This window comes from Planobispora rosea, assembly GCF_014648175.1.
Taxonomy (GTDB): Bacteria; Actinomycetota; Actinomycetes; order Streptosporangiales; family Streptosporangiaceae; genus Planobispora; species Planobispora rosea.
The window spans coordinates 123,916-139,408 of sequence record NZ_BMQP01000016.1 but is presented as its reverse complement, the minus strand read 5'-3'; the positions used below and the strand labels follow the sequence as shown (position 1 = coordinate 139,408).

The following is a 15,493-nucleotide window of genomic DNA, read 5'->3' as shown; positions in this document are numbered from 1 at the left end:
CCGGCCATGGCGGTCATGGCCGCCATGGCCGTCCGGACGATGAGGATCCAGGACTATCCGGCGAACTCGGCCGCGACCAGCTCGGCGATCTCCGCCGCGTTCAGAGCCGCGCCCTTGCGCAGGTTGTCGCCGCAGACGAACAGATCGAGCGTGTTCGGGAAGTCGAGCGCCTGGCGGATCCGGCCCACGTAGGTGGGATCGGTGCCCACGACGTCTGCCGGGGTCGGGAAGACGCCGTTGGCCGGGTCGTCCATGACGACCACGGTCGGGGCGGCCTCCAGGATCCGGTGGGCGTCGGCGACGGTGATCTCGCGCTCGAAGGTCGCGTGCACGGCCAGCGAGTGGGTGGTGATCACCGGGACGCGGACGCAGGTCGCCGAGACCTTCAGGTCGTCGATCCCGAGGATCTTCCGGGACTCGTTGCGGAGCTTGAGCTCCTCGGAGGCCCAGCCGCCGTCCTTGAGCGAGCCCGCCCACGGCACGACGTTGAAGGCCAGCGGGGCCGGGAACGGCGACTCGCCGTCGCCCAGCTTGTTCTGGATCGCCTTGCGCACGTCGCCGGCGGTCTGCCCCGCCGTACGGTCGCCCGCGAGCGCCTCGACCTCGTCGTAGAGGCGGGCCGAACCGGCCACGCCCGCGCCGGAGGCCGCCTGGTAGGAGGCGACCACCAGCTCGCGCAGGCCGTACTGCTCGTGCAGCGCGCCCATTGCGGCCATCATCGACAGCGTGGTGCAGTTCGGGGTGGAGATGATGTTCCGCGGCCGGTTGCGCGCGGCCTCGGGGTTGACCTCCGGCACGACCAGCGGCACGTCCGGGTCCATCCGGAAGGTGCCGGACTTGTCGATGACGACCGCGCCGCGCTCGGCGGCGATCGGCACCCAGGTCGCGGAGACCTCGTCGGGCACGTCGAAGATCGCGATGTCGACGCCGTCGAAGACCTCGGGGGTCAGCTCCTGGACGACCACGTCCTCGCCGCGGACCCGCAGGACCTTGCCCGCGGAACGGGCGGAGGCGACGAGCTTGATCTCGCCGTAGACGTCCTCACGGCTGGAGATGATGTCGCGCATGACGGTGCCGACGGCACCGGTCGCGCCGATAAGAGCAAGAGTGGGCTTGCGAGCGCTCATCGCCCGGTACCTCCGTAGACAACAGCCTCAACCTGGTCCGCGTCGAGGTCGAACGCGCGGTGCGCGGCACCGACGGCCGCGTCCACCTCGTCCTGCCCGACGATCACCGAGATGCGGATCTCCGAGGTGGAGATCATCTCGATGTTCACCCCCGCGTCGGCGAGGGCGGCGAAGAAGGTGGCGGTGACGCCGGGGTGCGAGCGCATGCCCGCACCGATCAGGGACACCTTCCCGATCTGGTCGTCGAACTGCAGCGACTCGAAGCCGATGCGGTCCTGGACCTTCTTCAGCGCGGACAGGGCCGCAGGGCCGTCGCTCGTGGGAAGGGTGAAGGAGATGTCCGTCCGGCCGGTCGCCGCCGCCGACACGTTCTGCACGATCATGTCGATATTGATCTCGGCGTCCGCCAGCGTTTTGAAGATCGTCGCAGCCTCGCCGACCTTGTCGGGCACCCCGACGACGGTGACCTTGGCCTCGCTCCGGTCGTGCGCGACGCCGGAGATGATCGGCTGCTCCATCTCTGTTCCCTCACTGTCGGGGTCTGCGACGACCCACGTGCCTTCCTTGGTGCTGAACGAGCTTCTGACGTGGATCGGCAGGTTGAACCGGCGGGCGTACTCGACGCAGCGCAGGTGCAGGATCTTCGCGCCGCACGCCGCCATCTCCATCATCTCCTCGTAGGAGATCCTGGGGATCTTGCGGGCGGCCGGCACGATGCGCGGGTCCGCGGTGAAGACGCCGTCCACGTCGGTGTAGATCTCACACACGTCGGCTTCCAGGGCGGCGGCCAGCGCGACCGCCGTGGTGTCCGAACCGCCCCGGCCCAGCGTGGTGATGTCCTTGGTGTTCTGCGAGACACCCTGGAACCCGGCCACGATCGCGATCTGGCCCTCGTCGAGCGCCTCCCGGATCCGCCCGGGCGTGACGTCGATGATCCGCGCCTTGCCATGGGTGGAGTCGGTGATGACACCGGCCTGGGAGCCGGTGAACGAGCGGGCCTCGTGACCCAGGTTCGCGATCGCCATCGCCAGCAGCGCCATCGAGATGCGCTCGCCCGCGGTCAGCAGCATGTCGAGCTCGCGGCCCGGGGGCAGCGGCGAGACCTGCTGGGCGAGGTCGAGGAGCTCGTCGGTGGTGTCGCCCATCGCGGAGACGACCACCACGACGTCGTTGCCGGCTTTTTTCGTCGCGACGATCCGCTGGGCGACCCGCTTGATGCTGGTCGCGTCGGCGACGGACGAACCACCGTACTTCTGAACAACGAGCGCCACGAGATGTCTCCGAAGCAATCTAGGGCTGTGGAGCTCTCAGTCTACTGGCGCACCGATATGTTCCCTCTGGTTTAGACCACTATGTGGACGATCACACCGTCGTGCGCTCTTCGGCCACGTCCAGACGGGTGTGGGCGACGAGCGCCTGAAGCGCCCGCATCGCCGCTCCCGCGTGGTTTCCCCAGGTGTTGAAGTAGGAGTACTGCCACCACCAGAGAGCCTCCAGCGGACGGCCCGCCTGGTAGTGCCGCAGACCGTGGATCAGGTCGGCGGCCACCGCGGTGAGGTCGTCCGAGAGGCGGTACGGAGTGACGGCGGTGTCCTTGTAGGGGTCGAAGACCTCCGCGTAGTCGTCCACCGGGCTCAGCCGCTCGGCGAGGGCCGTACGGAGCGGGTCGACGTCGGGGTCCTCGCTCAGATGCGGCTCCCAGTTGCCGGACAGGATCACGTCCTGGCTCGCGCCGAGCTGCGCACCGGCCGAGCTGACCTGCGCCACCTCCACCAGCAGCAGCGGCAGGACGGCGTTGCCGCCCTCGCCTCCGGCCAACCGGGACAGACCGTCCAGGTAGTTCTGCGCATGCACCGCGATGCGGTCGGCGAACGCGCTCCACTCATCAGACATCCAGCAGCCTCCGTCCTTCGAACGCGCGGCCCAGGGTCACCTCGTCGGCGTATTCGAGGTCACCGCCCACCGGTAGACCGCTGGCCAGTCGTGTGACTTTCAAACCCATCGGCTTCACCAGACGGGCCAGATAGGTCGCCGTCGCCTCCCCCTCCAGGTTGGGGTCGGTGGCGAGGATCAGCTCCGTCACCTGGCCGTCGGCCAGGCGCGTCATCAGCTCCCGGATGCGCAGGTCATCGGGGCCGACGCCGTCGATCGGGCTGATCGCCCCGCCGAGCACGTGGTAACGGCCACGGAACTCGCGGGTCTTCTCGATCGCGACGACGTCCTTGGACTCCTCCACGACGCAGATCACATGGGGATCGCGCCGGGTGTCGCGGCAGATCCGGCACTCCTCCTCCGCCGCCACGTTCCCGCAGACGCGGCAGAAGCGGACCTTCTCCTTGACCTCCAGCAGCGCGTGCGCGAGCCGCTTGACGTCGGTCGGCTCCGCGGCCAGCAGGTGGAACGCGATCCGCTGCGCGCTCTTGGGACCGACACCCGGCAACATGCCGAGCTCGTCGATCAGGTTCTGGACGACCCCCTCGTACATGATCTAGAACCCGGGCAGCTGGCCGAGCCCGCCCCCGCCGCCCAGCCCCTGGGCGAGCGGACCGAGCTTCTCCTGCTGCAACTCGGCCGCGGCCCGCACGGCATCGCGGATCGCCGCGATGACGAGGTCGGCGATGGTGTCGGCCGTCTCCTGGGGATCACTGGGATCCACGGCCTCCGGACTGATCCTCAGTTCCAGCAGCTCGCCTCCGCCGTTGACCGTGGCGACGACCAGGCCTCCGCCCGCCGAGCCCTCGATCTCCGCGTCGTTCAGCTCCTGCTGGGCGCTCACCAGCTGCTGCTGCATGAGCTGTGCCTGCTCCAGCAACTGCTGGAGGTTGACGTCCCCTGGGTTCACCGTCATGCGCTCCTCATCCACGACATCAGTCGTCACCGAGCCTACGGGGTGAAAGCCGCGTCGTGCACTGGCGCGGGCATGTGTTCCCCGGGGATGCCCATGCCGACAGGGAACTCTTCCCGAACGACCATGCGCCGCCCGGGGATCGCCCGGCGATGAGGACGGCCGCGCGCCGGGCCCCGGACCCCCCTCCAGACATCCGGGACCCGACGTCGCAACCACCGGAGCGGCCGCGTTCGGCGGTGCGTGGCCACACCGTAACGAGGCGCAGGTTGCATACACGTTGCGTTCGTTCACTCACGTTGCGCGCCCGCGGTTTGCTTCAATGAGCTGAGGGCAACGAGCCGAGGGCCCGACGCCCTCCCACCACCGATGCCCGCCGATGCCCCCCGATGCCCTGGCCATCGATCCGACGTCAGGAGAGTTGTGTATGACCGGCGGCCGCCCGAGCGCCGCAACCTCCGCGACCTCCGCGGGACCTGCGAGTTCCGTGGGCCCTGCGACCTCCGCGGGCTCCGTGCGGATCTCCGATCCGGACGCCCACTCGACGCGGCTGCGCCGCCTGTACGAGGCGGTTCTGACCGGCGGTCCGCCGCCCGACGGCGAGGGCTTCCGGAGCCTGATCTCCGCGTCCTGGCGCCGGTCCCTCGCCGCGGGCGTCGACCCCTGCGCCGTCTCGGCCCCGCCCGCCTTCTCCCCCGGCGACGTCCGGGACATCAGGTCCGCCCACCCGATGGGCGGTCTGCTGCCCCTCATCACCGGGACGCTCCTGCACATGGCCGACGAGACCGCGCACGTCCTCATCGTCACCGACGCGGAGGGCCGGGTGCTCTGGCGCGGCGGCAGCAGCCGGGTGATGGGACGCGCCGACGAGGTCGGCCTGGCCGACGGCTTCCACTGGGGCGAGCGGATGGTCGGTACCAACGGCATCGGCACCGCCCTGGCGACCGGCCGTCCCGTTCACGTCTGCTCGGCCGAACACCTGCTCGGCGTGCTCCATCCCTGGTCGTGCTCGTCGGCTCCGATCACCGACCCCGACAGCGGCGACGTGCTGGGCTGCATCGACATCAGCGGCGTCATGAGCGCCCTGCACCCGGCGACCGTCGCCCTCGTCGAGACGACCGCGCGCCTGGCCGAGAGCCATCTCCAGCTCCGCATGCGCGAGCGCGACGACCGGTTCCGCGCCCGTCACGAGGGTCGCCTGCGGGCGCTGCGCGGCGCGCCGGGCGCCCTGGTCACCGCCACCGGCCGGATCGTCGCCGGTGACCTCGCCATGGGCCGGGGAGGCCGTATCGCGCTGCCCGAGCCCGGAAACCTGGAGCCGGGAACCCTTGGTCCCGGAAACCCCGGGGCAGGGACCCCGGAGTCCGTAACACCCGATGCCGGGAACCGCGGAGCCGGGAACCGCGGAGCCGGAAGCCTCGGAGCCGGGAACCTCGGAGCCGGAGGCGAAGTGCTCCTCCCGGACGGCCGGGCCGGCGTGCTCGAACCGCTGGAGGGCGGCTTCCTGCTCCGTCTCCCCGGCCGGTCCCGCACCTCCCGGTTGATCCTGCCCTTCCTCGGCGCCGAGCACCCCTGGGCACGCCTGGACGGGGTCCGCGTCCCGCTGTCCCCGCGCCACGCCGAGATCCTCGCCCTGCTCGCGCTGAACCCCCGGGGCCTGACCGCCGACCGCCTCTCCCTCCTCCTGTACGGCGACGCGGGCAACCCGGTGACGGCACGTGCCGAGATCCACCGCCTCCGCGCCCAGCTCGGCCCGGCCGTGGCCGCCAAGCCGTACCGGCTGACCTGCGCGGTCGAGGCGGACTTCCTGACCCTCAAGCGCCTGCTCGCCGCCGAGGACACCGCCGGGGTCGCCGAGATCTATCGGGGTCCGCTGCTGCCCGCCTCCGAGTCCCCCGCCATCCGCGGCGAACGCGAGGAACTCGACGGCCAGGTCCACGCCTGTCTCCTGCGCCGGGGCACCCCGGACGACCTGTGGGCCTACGCCGGGACCGAACCCGGCAGAAACGACGTCCACGTCCTGGAACGCCTCGTCGCCGCCCTGCCCGCCGACGACCCCCGGGCCGTCACCGCCCGCATCCGCCTCGCCGCCTGCGACCCCTGAGCGCCCTCACCGCACCCGGCTCACCGCACCCGGCTCACCGCACCCGGCTGTCTTCCCCACGACGCCGGTACGGCGAGGGGCGACCGGTCAGGAGTGGTCGATCTCCTCGATGATCTGGCCGCCGAGTTCGCGCTGGATGAGGGCCATACCGCTGAGCTCGTCGACGTCGGCGTCCGCGTCGTTCAGCGGGTCGACCTCGTCGGCGTCGGGTGCGGGCCCGCGTCCCGGGACCGCGTCCGGCCAGGCGGGCTTGTTCCCTCCGGTACGGGGACCCGTCTGAGCGGCGGCCCGGGCCGCCGAGCGGGCGGCGGCCAGGCCGGGACCCGGCGGGGGCGAACCGGGATCCTCGGGCATGGGCTCGTCCGGCCAGGACTCGTCCGTGGTGGTCGGGGCCGACCGAACAGCCTGGGCGGGCTGGGCGGGCTGGGGCGCCGGAGCCGTCCGCGCCGACCGGTCTCCCGCGCCGACCGTGACCTCCTGCCGGGCCTGGGCCGTACGGCCCTCCTGGTCCGGCGGGGCGGCCGGGGCGGGGACCGCGGGCGACGGGCCGGGCCGGGGCGCGTCCTGTTCCGGCCGGGGGGACGGGGGCTGCGGCGGGGCGGCGGGGGGACGGCCGCCTCCGGAGGCGGGAGCGCCTCCGCCGTACCCGCCCACGACGGCCTCGACCTTCCAGCTGCCGCCGAGCACGTCCTGCAGCGCCGCCGCGACGACCGTGTCCTTGCCGCCGCCGGTGAAGTTCCGCATCGCCCCGACCTGGGTGAACCCCAACGTGACGATCTTGCCTTCCACCCCGACGACCTGGGCGTTGGTGTTGACGTTCGCCCAGACGACGATGCTGCGCCGCTTGAGAGCGCCGAGCACCTGCGGCCACGCCTGCTGGACGGCTCCCGCCTCCGCCCCGGACACGGGCGGCGCCTGGACCTGGGCCGGGGAGGGCGTCTGGGCCGGAGCCGGCGCGGACGACTCGGCCGCGGGGGCGGCACCCGGCCTGACAGGGGTGGGCCAATCGTCCGAACCAGCTGACGGAGACGGAGCCGGAGACGGAGACGCGGGCGTCCCGGAGGCCGTACCGGAGTCCGGGCGTGCCACCGCACCGCTCTCGTCCTGAGCGGCCGGTACGGCACCCGCGGGAACCGGGGCCTGAGACGCGGCGGAGGCGGGAGCCGTGTACGCGGCGGGGGTCGGTGCGAGATATCCCTCGGAAGCCGGGGCGGAGTACCCCGTGGGGGCCGGGGAGGCGTATCCCGCGGGAACCGGAGCGGCGTACCCCGCCGGAGCCGCCGCGACGCCGCTCCGCTCCAGCCGCTCCAGCCGGGCGAGCAGTGCCGCCTCCCCCTGGGCCGCCCCGGGCAGCAGCACCCGGGCGCACATCAGCTCCAGCAGCAGCCGGGGGGAGGCCGCGCCGCGCATCTCGATCAACCCGGTGTTGAAGACCTCGGCGGCCCTGGTCAGGTCGGCGGGCCCCATCGACGCGGCCTGCGCCTGGAGGCGCTCCAGTTCGTCCGCGGGCCGGTCGAGCAGGCCGCTGCTGGCCGCCTCCGGGACGTTGGCCAGGATCACCAGGTCGCGGAAGCGCTCCAGCAGGTCCATGGCGAAGCGCCGGGGGTCGTGGCCGCCCTCGATCACCCGGTTCACCGCCTGGAACACCCGCGCGCCGTCCCGTGCCGCGAACGCGTCGACCACGTCGTCGAGCAGGTCGCCGTCGGTGTAGCCGAGCAGGGAGACCGCCCGCGCGTAGGTGATGCCCGCCTCGTCGGACCCGGCGTACAACTGGTCGAGGATCGACAACGAGTCACGGGCGGAGCCCGCACCCGCCCGCACCACCAGCGGCAGCGCGGCCGGTTCGAACGGGACGTCCTCGGCGGTGAGGATCTCCTCCATGAGCGCGCGCAGCGACGCCGGCGGGATCAACCGGAACGGGTAGTGGTGGGTCCGGGACTTGATCGTCCCGATGACCTTCTCCGGCTCGGTGGTCGCGAAGACGAACTTCAGGTGGGGCGGGGGCTCCTCGACGAGCTTGAGAAGCGCGTTGAACCCCTCACGGGTCACCATGTGCGCCTCGTCGATGATGTAGATCTTGTAACGCGCCGACACGGGCGCGAAGAAAGCCCGCTCGCGCAGGTCGCGGGCGTCGTCCACACCGCCGTGCGAGGCCGCGTCGATCTCGATGACGTCGAGGTGGCCGGGGCCCGTCGGGGCCAGCGCCACACACGACTCGCACTCGCCGCACGGGTCGGGGGTCGGTCCCTGCTCGCAGTTCAGGGACCGGGCGAGGATGCGGGCGCTGGAGGTCTTGCCGCAGCCGCGCGGCCCGCTGAACAGGTAGGCGTGGTTGATCCGGCCGCTCCGCAGCGCCTGCCGCAGCGGCTCTGTGACGTGCTCCTGCCCCTTGACCTCGGCGAAGGTCCCGGGCCGGTATTTGCGGTAGAGCGCCAGACTCATCCAGGGAGCTCCCGCCTGCGAGGGGTCCTGCAACGAAGGAACCCCTCGCACACCCGCCAGAGCCCGCTTATCCTTGCTGCCTTCCGGCCCTGGGGAGGTTCACAGGATGACGCCGCGCGAGGGGTCCTCCGACAGTCTATCCCCCCGGCGCAGTACTCGACGCCGCGAATTGGTGTGCGAAGTACCGCGCAAAGTCCGCTAAGCTTGCGGGCGGAGGATTCGCCTAGTTGGCCTAGGGCGCACGATTGGAAATCGTGTTGGGGGCAACCCCTCAGGAGTTCAAATCTCCTATCCTCCGCCAGCTCAGAGGGGCCGGACGGTTCACGCCGTCCGGCCCCTCTGGCGTTGTCGTCTCAGTTTCAGTCTCAGTTGGACGCTGTCCGAGGCCCCGCAGAGCCGCATCGCAGCAGGGATCACGAACCGAGGACACCCTCCTAGACGATCAAGGGAACCACCTTGAAACCTCCTCCACCCCTATGTAGAGTTCCGACATGTCTCGTGGTCTACGTATGACCCTCGCGACGCAGGCCGTACTCAAGGTGTTCTTGGATGATCTGAGCGCTTCGCGGTACGGCTTCGATATCGCGAGGGAGGCGGGGTTGGCGACAGGGTCGCTGTATCCCATCCTTGCCCGCCTGGAGCAGGCGGGCTGGGTGGAGTCCTTCTGGGAAGACCAGGAATCAACCGAACTGGGTCGGCCACGCCGTCGCTACTACCGCCTCACTGAGGACGGAGCCTGCCAGGCGCGCTCTGCGATTGAAGCAGCTCTCCGCCGCACGACACCCCGTTCGTGGTTTCCCGCTAGAGGGAGCATCGGCTGATGGGCCCGGAATTCTGGCTCGGCATCTTCGGTGGCGCACTCCTCGGTGGCATTACAGCCGAACTACTAGATGTTAGTGCATGGCTTGCGCCCCGCATCATACACAGGGCAGCAGTCAAGCTTCCCCAGGAAGAGTTACGCTCTCGATACGAGGATGAATGGCTAGCTGAACTCGCATCTCTCGACGGCTTAAAGTTAATAAAACTCATCAAGTCGATCAGCATCTGGCTTGGCAGCCGAAGGATGGCTCTCGAATACGGAGCCGTTACCGCGCGAGCATTCGCAGCAAATCTATGGGCCATTCAAAAAAGCAAGGAAACGGCAGGGGTAAAGGCTATCCGGGAAGGCATACAAGACGTCGCAAAGTCGATCTACATGATAGCGATGGCGCAGGTAGTAGCAGCCTTCGCAGTGACCGCAAGAGTCGACACAAACGACATCATGTACGAAGCAAAGAATGGGAGCGGAGTAAAGGTATATCTTCTCTTCCCCATAGATGGCAGCCGAGCCTCCCGAGCAGCCTGTAAAGCACTCTTACGAGGCGCGATAACATCTTTCATAGTCATCGAAGCACTGCGCCGAGAACGACCCAAAAGCTGGATCAGAGTCTCCCTTAAGGTAATACCCCAAGCTCTCCTATACGCGAGAGTGAAATCCATCGATCTAGATGTTTAATTGTATCAAAACATAGAGCTATGCCACTGTAATCACATGGGCATAGCTCTACAAAAGTTCATCGCACACTTATCGTAGAAATTCTTCGTAAGAGGTTACGAAGTAGTTTTCCAGAGTAGTTCGTCCACCTGCTTGGCGACGGTGTGCCGGATGGTGTCGGTCACGTGTTGATACCTACGGGTCATGCCGGTGCTCGACCATCCCATGATGGCCATCACGGTCCGCTCGGGGACTCCCAGAATCAGGAGGACCGTTGCGGCGGTGTGCCGCGCGTCGTGTAGCCGGGCGTCTCGGAGTTCGGCGGCCTTCAGCAGGTCCTTCCACTGGTGGTAGTCGGTGTTCGGGTTGAGGGGGCCGCCCGTCGCGGTGGCGAAGACCCACCCGCCTTCCTTCCAGAGGTCCCGAGCGTTCGCCCTGTCCGCGTCCTGTTCCTCCCGGTGCGTGCGGAGCAGGGTGACGAGCTGGCCGGGCAGGCCGATGGTTCGGCGTCCGGCCAGGGACTTCGTCTCCGCTGTGTCCGCTCGAACCTGCTTGCGCTGTGGGCAGTACCCCGCCTTGCGCCCACAGGTCTCCCCGCACCCGTGTTCGTACTTGGGGCGCTGGCGGCCCCGCCGTACGCGCAGGGTGCCCTTGTCGAGATCTATGTCTGCCCATTTCAGGCCCAGGGCTTCGCTCTGGCGAAGGCCCAGGGCCAGGGCGACGGCCCATCGGGTGCTGTTGCGCGGGAGCGCTTCGGCGGCCTTCAGCAGACGCTTCACTTCGTCAATCTCGTAGGGCTCTACCTCCTCCTCCACAACGGTGGGTGCCTTGGCGAGCATGGCGGGGTTGCGGGTGAGGTGGCCTCGCCGTACGGCCACGTTGAGCGCTGCCCGGATCGTTCGGTGCACGTGGTGGGCGGTTCCTGCGGACTTTCCCTCGCGCTGCATCTTGGCGTAGAGCTTTTCCAAGTGCTCGGGGGTCAGTCTGTCGAGGCGGTGCGCTCCGATACCGGGGATGAGGTGGGTCTGTACGTCCACGCGGTAGCTCGCGTGGGAGTTCTCCCGGATGGCCGGCGGGACCGCGATGTGCTCGATCCAGTGTGTGAGCCACTTGGCGACGGTCCACCGCTGGCCCGCCTTGCGGACGTTCCCGTCGTCGCGTGCCCGCTCCAGCTCGCGAACCTTCCGGATAACCTCGGACTCGGTCCTGGCCTGCACATGACGGCGGTCCGGCTGGCCGTTGTCCTTGACACCTACGATCACCCGCCCGTGCCAGTACCCGTCCTTGCCGAGGTAGACCGTCGAAGCGCCGTTCGGCTTACGTCCCATTCAGCGCCTCCTTCAGGCCACGGTCTTCTGTCGCTGGCCACCGTTGGCCAGCAGGTTGTTCACGTACTCGTGCAGGCACTCAACCGGCACCCGGCGGGATCTGCCGATGAGGGTGGATTCGACCTCTCCTGTCTTCAGCAGGTGGTACATCCGGGTGCGGCAGATCCGGAGTTTCCTTGCGGCCTCTTCGACCGTGAGTAGCAGGGGTGACTCTTCCGGGTCCGTGGCGGTGATGGCGGTGAGCCGGACGCTGTCCGGCGCCGTGGTGGTCATGACGGAGTGTTCTCCTCATCAGCGGGGACAGCGGGGACACCCGCAACGGGCAGGTGTCCCCCGAACTCATCTGCGTTTTCGCTGGTAGGCAGCGGTTCGGGGACAGTGGGGACAGCGGGGACACTTGCTGTAGGGGCTGTCCCCGGCACGCGGTAACGTCCGGCGGCGTCGGCGTGGAGCTGGCCGTCAGCAGCCATGCGCTGGCAGGTGCGCTTGACGTTGTCATAGCCGAGCTGGATCGCCTCAGCGATGGCCTTGGGACCGCTTCCCGGGTGGGCTCGGACGTGGCGGATGATGGCCGCGCGGGTCTCGGACAGGGCGTGGTCTTCCGGAGGGCCGTCGAGCAGGTGCCAGGCACCGCAGGCCGGTTGGAAGGCCATGGCGTACTCGGCTTCGTCCACGTCGCGACCGGTGACGTGCAGCACGCCGTCGGCGGTGCCGCGGGCGCGTTTGAGCACGAGCGTGGCATCGGCGGCGCCGGCCAAGCCGTTGGTACCGGAGACCTCGGTCAGGAAGTCGTCAGAGGCCATCTTGCGGACGTGGTGGACGAGCACGATCGCCACGCCGTAGGTATCGGCCAGGCGCTTGACGTGGCCCATAGCGGCGTAGTCGGCGTCATAGGCCGACAGCCCCGGCGCCGTAGTACCGCGAATCTTGGCGAAGACGTCGATGACGACCATGCGCGCGTCGGCATGGCGTTCCAGCCATCGCCCGATGGCCTCTTGTCCGCCTTGCGGGAGGGTGGGACAGGAAGTAGCCAGGGTCAGCCCCGCAGGCGCCTTCTGACCGCCCAGAAGCTTTCCCATGCGCGACTGGAGACGGCGTGGGGTGTCTTCCAGGGCGAGGTAGAGCACGGGGCCGCTCTGCACGGGAATGGCCTCCAAGGCTCTGCCCCCGGCGGCCACCGCCAGGGCGACCCCCAGCGACAGCCAGGACTTGCCGACCTTGGGTGGCCCGGCCAGCAGGTTGACCCCTTCAGCGATGAGGTTCGGCACGGCCCAGCAGGGTTCGGGGAAGGTCATGGCCATCAGCTCATCGGCGGTCCAAGAGGTGCGCAGACCGCCGGGCGCGCCCGGCGCCGACACCTCAGCCCTGGGAGGGGCGTCGGTGCCAGACACCAGGCGCAAGGTGGGACGCGGCGGGGTGCTCATGCCGCGATGCTCCGGGGCCGTCTGGCCCCAGCCCGCAGACCGGAGGCGATGGTGCGGCGGGTCTCGCCGGGCTGTTGGCCGACTTGCGCGGCGGCAGCGGTCAACCAGGCGGTCACCTCGCTCTCGGACAGTGCTCCTCCGGCAACGAGCTGACCCAGCGCCACTGACGCCTGATACAGGGCATCGTTGTGACCGTCCGGCGGGGAGCCGGTCACCCGCTCCAATTCCGCGGTGATAGCCGCGCGCAAGTAGGCGCTTCGTCTATCGGTCGCGGCCAGCGGCACTGTGACCGGCTTTTGGGGGGGCAACGGTGCCGGGCGAAGGCGTTCGACCAGCCATGCCGGGAGCGGCGCAACGGCCCCCGTGTGAATCGGCTCGTAGGTACCGGTGCCGTCCGGCAGATTCACGAGACTGCCCGGGCCGACGACGTAGCCGCCGGAGGCTCGAGTGTCGATCAGCCACCCCAGCCGTCCGGCGGTGTTGCCCAGCGACGTCCCTTTCGGGGCGGTGAAGTACAGGTGTAGACCGCCCTTGCGGGTGCGGACTTGGAAGGTCTCGAATGGGAACGGCTGGCCAGCCTGTGCGCAGACGAGCGCGAAGGCGTCGGCGCCGTCGTTGACGCCGGGTACATCGAACGGTGCGGGCGGGCGCTGGCCGTCCTTCGGCACATCGAGGTCGATGACCACGAGCCGGGACGGCCCACAGGCGATGCCGATGTTGAAGGGCTGGCGTGCCCAGATGCGGCGGATGGCCTCCGGGTCGGCGGTGGCTTGCTGTTCCCAGGCGGTGAAGCCGCGCATAGGGCGCTTGTCGCCGATCGCGAGCGGGAAGACGTGCCAGCCGCGGGCGGCGGCGGCCAGTGCGTAGCGGACGGTGCTGTTCATCTAGTGCTCCTTTAGAACAGGGCGTCAGGGACGGGCACGGCGCGGACGCGGCTCTTGCGGCGCATGGCCAGCAGGGCGGCGTGGCAGCCGTCGCAAAGAGCCATGAACTCCTCTGCTGGCAGCGCGGCGGCCCGCTCGGGGCGGACATCGGCGCGCGGCACGATGTGCAATGGCCGCTCGGGAAGGTGCGGAATCAGACAGGTGCCGCCGGTGGACTTGTGCGGCCGTCCACAGGCTGTGGAGGAGTCGGCGCGGCACTGGCAGGTGCCTGCCGCGCGGGCGATGACCTGCCCGATCATGTGAAGCACCAGCCGGAGTCACAGGCGCCGTCGCCGAAGTCGAGCGGCAGTACGTTGTCCGTGGGCACCACCTCAGCAAGCGGGGCGCCGCGCCGGGTCAGCCAGACCGGGTCCTTGCCGAGGTCGGCCCGGCGGGCGTTGAGGTGGGCTTCCAGCGCGCACGCGCGTTCGAACAGCTCCGGTTCGGTGCGGCGCATGTCGGTCCAGGCGCTCAGCCGATGCAGCGGACAGAACCAGCACGAGGATTTGGGTGGGACGGGCAGGCCCGCGGAGCGGATGATGCGGGGGCAGTCGGCGCGGCGGATGCGCAGGTCCAGCAGCGGGTAGACGATGCGCTCGTGCGGCTCGCAGCGGCGATTGTTGGCGCGTTCGATCTCGTCCAGGCTGATGCCGATGCCGATGGTGGCCGGGTGCTCGGCGGTAGCGCCGTGGGCCTTGAGCCAGCGGCCGATCACCCGAATCTTGAAGTCGGCCGTGCAGGAGCGGGTGCCAGGGGCGCCGTTGGACATGCGCACCGGGATCGGCAGCGAGCGGGACTCGGGCTTGGTCAGCCGGCCATACAGGGTCTCGGTGGAGCCATCGCGGCGGATGCGGGCCAGCTGGTGCAGGGCGATGCCGTGGGCGGCGGCGAACGGCGCCGCGTGTTCAGCCAGGTAGCGCAAGGTGGCGGGGTGTTCGGAGTCGTCGCTGACGTTGGCGAACAGGAAGGTGCGGAAGGGCAGTTCGCCGCGGGCGGCCAGGACCAGGGCGGCGGTGGATTGCCAGCCGCCGCCGTAGCTGAAGGTCTCCAGGTCAGGGACGGTCTCGGGTGCCGGGGTGGCGGGGGCCGCGGTGGTGATGGTCATGACGGGGTCCTCCTTTCCGGCGTTAGGCCGCTCGCTGTGCGGGCGGCGGGTCGGTCAGCCAGCCGGTGAGCGGGTCTGGGTTGGCGGCACGCGCTTTGCTGAGGTCCATGGGCATGGCCAGACCGAAGAAGTGGCTTCCGCAGGTGATGACCATGCAGCGTCCCGCCGGGCGCATCTCCAGCGGCAGGCCGTCGCGTGAGGCGGTGCGGAAGCGGGCCAGGTAGGCGGGGTTGAGCGCAATCCCGCGGGCGGCGGTCACTACCGGTTGGGGCTTCTGCTTCAGCTGTTCGGCCAGCCAGGGCCGCCACCGCAGCAGCGGGGTGAAGGCCGGGCGACTCGGCAGGCGGTAGCTGATCTGCGGGTCGCTGAGCTGGTCGATGCTCAGCCCTTCGGAGGTGAGGGTGAGGCGCACGCTGGCCCGAGGTTTGATCTGGCGAACGATTGCCTGAAGGGCGGCCGCGGCCACGGCCCCGATGAGGGCGCCGGATGTGGCTTCGGGCAGAGGCCGGCGAGCGAGGGCCAGGGTGTAGCGGTCGGTGGCCAGCGCGTGCAGCATGCCGCCGGATGCCTCCAGGATCACGACGGTCAGCACGTCGAGCAGGGCATCGGTGCCAGCGTGCGGTAGGACCGCGCCGAGGAATTGGCGCAGCTCGCGGCCGGTCATCTCTGTGGTGATCTCACGGGTGGCGATGGTGGTGGTCATGGCGGTGGGCTCCTTGGG

General features: G+C 69.5%; 16 protein-coding genes, 1 tRNA gene and 1 other RNA gene. 4 read left to right on the top strand and 14 right to left on the bottom strand.

Annotated elements, in window-relative coordinates; all coding sequences use genetic code 11:
• Positions 1 to 53 precede the first annotated feature (53 nt).
• The 5 genes from IEZ08_RS18080 to IEZ08_RS18060 all read right to left on the bottom strand — a co-directional run bounded on the left by IEZ08_RS18080 (position 54) and on the right by IEZ08_RS18060 (position 3,969).
• Positions 54 to 1,127 (bottom strand): aspartate-semialdehyde dehydrogenase, encoded by a 1,074-nt coding sequence (locus tag IEZ08_RS18080; protein WP_068928204.1) that lies wholly within the window; start codon positions 1,125 to 1,127, stop codon positions 54 to 56.
• On the bottom strand, positions 1,124 to 2,398 hold the full coding sequence (locus IEZ08_RS18075) for an aspartate kinase (protein WP_068928205.1): 1,275 nt from the start codon (positions 2,396 to 2,398) through the stop codon (positions 1,124 to 1,126). Before IEZ08_RS18075 ends, IEZ08_RS18080 begins: the two co-directional genes overlap by 4 nt.
• Positions 2,399 to 2,489: 91 nt before the next feature.
• The gene (locus tag IEZ08_RS18070) at positions 2,490 to 3,020 is read right to left on the bottom strand and encodes a DUF5063 domain-containing protein (protein WP_189242538.1); all 531 of its coding nucleotides are present in this window, start codon (positions 3,018 to 3,020) and stop codon (positions 2,490 to 2,492) included.
• Positions 3,013 to 3,612: a recombination mediator RecR gene (gene recR / locus IEZ08_RS18065; protein WP_068928207.1), complete on the bottom strand. Its 600-nt coding sequence runs from the start codon at positions 3,610 to 3,612 to the stop codon at positions 3,013 to 3,015. Before recR ends, IEZ08_RS18070 begins: the two co-directional genes overlap by 8 nt.
• Before the next feature lie 3 nt (positions 3,613 to 3,615).
• Positions 3,616 to 3,969 carry a YbaB/EbfC family nucleoid-associated protein gene (locus IEZ08_RS18060; protein WP_176728702.1) on the bottom strand — a complete coding sequence of 118 codons (354 nt, stop codon included), beginning with the start codon at positions 3,967 to 3,969 and terminating at the stop codon, positions 3,616 to 3,618.
• A gap of 517 nt (positions 3,970 to 4,486) precedes the next feature.
• Between IEZ08_RS18060 and IEZ08_RS18055 the strand changes: the two genes are divergently transcribed.
• Complete coding sequence (locus IEZ08_RS18055) at positions 4,487 to 6,076, top strand: helix-turn-helix domain-containing protein (protein ID WP_141704324.1); 1,590 nt, start codon at positions 4,487 to 4,489, stop codon at positions 6,074 to 6,076.
• A gap of 87 nt (positions 6,077 to 6,163) precedes the next feature.
• Here IEZ08_RS18055 and IEZ08_RS18050 read toward each other — a convergent pair whose 3' ends face one another.
• Both IEZ08_RS18050 and ffs read right to left on the bottom strand, forming a co-directional pair.
• Entirely contained in the window at positions 6,164 to 8,518 is a 2,355-nt protein-coding gene (locus IEZ08_RS18050; RefSeq protein WP_189242537.1) for a DNA polymerase III subunit gamma and tau, read from the bottom strand.
• A gap of 31 nt (positions 8,519 to 8,549) precedes the next feature.
• Positions 8,550 to 8,648: signal recognition particle sRNA small type (gene ffs, locus IEZ08_RS18045), an RNA gene on the bottom strand.
• A gap of 82 nt (positions 8,649 to 8,730) precedes the next feature.
• Here ffs and IEZ08_RS18040 point away from each other — a divergent pair.
• The 3 genes from IEZ08_RS18040 (at position 8,731) to IEZ08_RS18030 (ending at position 10,013) form a co-directional block, all read left to right on the top strand.
• Positions 8,731 to 8,819 (top strand) — tRNA-Ser (locus IEZ08_RS18040).
• 190 nt (positions 8,820 to 9,009) lie between these two features.
• Positions 9,010 to 9,339: a PadR family transcriptional regulator gene (locus IEZ08_RS40635; RefSeq protein WP_373294359.1), complete on the top strand. Its 330-nt coding sequence runs from the start codon at positions 9,010 to 9,012 to the stop codon at positions 9,337 to 9,339.
• Entirely contained in the window at positions 9,339 to 10,013 is a 675-nt protein-coding gene (locus IEZ08_RS18030; protein WP_189242535.1) for a hypothetical protein, read from the top strand. The genes IEZ08_RS40635 and IEZ08_RS18030 overlap by 1 nt, the downstream gene beginning before the upstream one ends.
• Positions 10,014 to 10,108: 95 nt before the next feature.
• On the opposite strand, the gene IEZ08_RS18025 is transcribed toward IEZ08_RS18030, so the two are convergent.
• The 7 genes from IEZ08_RS18025 to IEZ08_RS17995 are packed head-to-tail and all read right to left on the bottom strand — an operon-like array spanning position 10,109 to position 15,475.
• Complete coding sequence (locus IEZ08_RS18025) at positions 10,109 to 11,320, bottom strand: tyrosine-type recombinase/integrase (RefSeq protein WP_189242534.1); 1,212 nt, start codon at positions 11,318 to 11,320, stop codon at positions 10,109 to 10,111.
• A gap of 12 nt (positions 11,321 to 11,332) precedes the next feature.
• Positions 11,333 to 11,593, bottom strand: coding sequence for a helix-turn-helix domain-containing protein (locus IEZ08_RS18020; RefSeq protein WP_189242533.1), 261 nt, complete (start codon positions 11,591 to 11,593; stop codon positions 11,333 to 11,335).
• Complete coding sequence (locus IEZ08_RS18015; protein ID WP_189242532.1) at positions 11,590 to 12,744, bottom strand: AAA family ATPase; 1,155 nt, start codon at positions 12,742 to 12,744, stop codon at positions 11,590 to 11,592. The genes IEZ08_RS18020 and IEZ08_RS18015 overlap by 4 nt, the downstream gene beginning before the upstream one ends.
• Positions 12,741 to 13,628, bottom strand: a complete 888-nt coding sequence (locus IEZ08_RS18010; protein ID WP_189242531.1) for a bifunctional DNA primase/polymerase — start codon at positions 13,626 to 13,628, stop codon at positions 12,741 to 12,743. The genes IEZ08_RS18015 and IEZ08_RS18010 overlap by 4 nt, the downstream gene beginning before the upstream one ends.
• A gap of 11 nt (positions 13,629 to 13,639) precedes the next feature.
• Positions 13,640 to 13,927 carry a hypothetical protein gene (locus IEZ08_RS18005; RefSeq protein WP_189242530.1) on the bottom strand — a complete coding sequence of 96 codons (288 nt, stop codon included), beginning with the start codon at positions 13,925 to 13,927 and terminating at the stop codon, positions 13,640 to 13,642.
• Positions 13,924 to 14,772, bottom strand: coding sequence for a phosphoadenosine phosphosulfate reductase (locus IEZ08_RS18000; protein WP_203863157.1), 849 nt, complete (start codon positions 14,770 to 14,772; stop codon positions 13,924 to 13,926). The genes IEZ08_RS18005 and IEZ08_RS18000 overlap by 4 nt, the downstream gene beginning before the upstream one ends.
• 22 nt (positions 14,773 to 14,794) lie before the next feature.
• On the bottom strand, positions 14,795 to 15,475 hold the full coding sequence (locus IEZ08_RS17995; protein WP_189242529.1) for a hypothetical protein: 681 nt from the start codon (positions 15,473 to 15,475) through the stop codon (positions 14,795 to 14,797).
• Positions 15,476 to 15,493: the final 18 nt, after the last annotated feature.

Coding starts and splice junctions, on each gene's coding strand:
- IEZ08_RS18080 (WP_068928204.1), bottom strand. CDS start 1,127: ATGAGCGCTCGCAAGCCCACTCTTGCTCTTATCGGCGCGACCGGTGCC.
- IEZ08_RS18070 (WP_189242538.1), bottom strand. CDS start 3,020: ATGTCTGATGAGTGGAGCGCGTTCGCCGACCGCATCGCGGTGCATGCG.
- recR (WP_068928207.1), bottom strand. CDS start 3,612: ATGTACGAGGGGGTCGTCCAGAACCTGATCGACGAGCTCGGCATGTTG.
- IEZ08_RS18050 (WP_189242537.1), bottom strand. CDS start 8,518: ATGAGTCTGGCGCTCTACCGCAAATACCGGCCCGGGACCTTCGCCGAG.
- IEZ08_RS40635 (WP_373294359.1), top strand. CDS start 9,010: ATGTCTCGTGGTCTACGTATGACCCTCGCGACGCAGGCCGTACTCAAG.
- IEZ08_RS18030 (WP_189242535.1), top strand. CDS start 9,339: ATGGGCCCGGAATTCTGGCTCGGCATCTTCGGTGGCGCACTCCTCGGT.
- IEZ08_RS18025 (WP_189242534.1), bottom strand. CDS start 11,320: ATGGGACGTAAGCCGAACGGCGCTTCGACGGTCTACCTCGGCAAGGAC.
- IEZ08_RS18020 (WP_189242533.1), bottom strand. CDS start 11,593: ATGACCACCACGGCGCCGGACAGCGTCCGGCTCACCGCCATCACCGCC.
- IEZ08_RS18015 (WP_189242532.1), bottom strand. CDS start 12,744: ATGAGCACCCCGCCGCGTCCCACCTTGCGCCTGGTGTCTGGCACCGAC.
- IEZ08_RS18010 (WP_189242531.1), bottom strand. CDS start 13,628: ATGAACAGCACCGTCCGCTACGCACTGGCCGCCGCCGCCCGCGGCTGG.
- IEZ08_RS18005 (WP_189242530.1), bottom strand. CDS start 13,927: ATGATCGGGCAGGTCATCGCCCGCGCGGCAGGCACCTGCCAGTGCCGC.
- IEZ08_RS18000 (WP_203863157.1), bottom strand. CDS start 14,772: ATGACCATCACCACCGCGGCCCCCGCCACCCCGGCACCCGAGACCGTC.
- IEZ08_RS17995 (WP_189242529.1), bottom strand. CDS start 15,475: ATGACCACCACCATCGCCACCCGTGAGATCACCACAGAGATGACCGGC.